Raw genomic sequence first — 524 nt, forward strand, 5'->3', positions numbered from 1 at the left:
CCGAAATTTGTCTCACCCTATCGCATGGCGGGTAAGACCGGGAAAAATGATGCAGCTGATGCAATAGCTATTTGTGAGGCTGTGCAGCGGCCGCACATGCGCTTTGTACCCGTCAAAGACGAAAGCCAGCAGGCAATGCAATGCTTACATAGGACAAGACAGGGATTTATTCAGGAAAGAACAGCGACGTATAACCGTCTTCGGGGGTTGGTATCTGAATTCGGGGTTATTGCCCCACAAAGCACTGATGCTCTGCGTCATGCTGTTTCTGACCAGAAGGAAACTCTGCCAGTACAGGTCAGGCTGTGCATTGATGATCTATTAGCACATGTCACTAATATTGAAGAGAAAATCGCCGAATATGACAGGGTGTTATCTCGTGTTGCCAAAACAGATCATCGCAGCCAGCAGTTAATGGAACTGAAAGGTATTGGGCCCACAACGGCGAGTGCGCTGGTCGCCAGTATTGGCAATGCCCATGATTTTAAGAACGGGCGCCAACTGGCAGCCTGGTTGGGGCTAAC

1 protein-coding gene is annotated in these 524 nt (G+C 49.8%); it reads left to right on the forward strand.

All coding sequences use genetic code 11. The features are described 5' to 3' along the window. A partial coding sequence (locus tag OGX67_RS26910; RefSeq protein WP_286525610.1) for an IS110 family RNA-guided transposase occupies positions 1-524 on the forward strand: 524 nt, incomplete at both ends.

The organism is Citrobacter sp. Cf118 (genome assembly GCF_030334095.1).
Lineage (GTDB): Bacteria > Pseudomonadota > Gammaproteobacteria > Enterobacterales > Enterobacteriaceae > Citrobacter > Citrobacter freundii.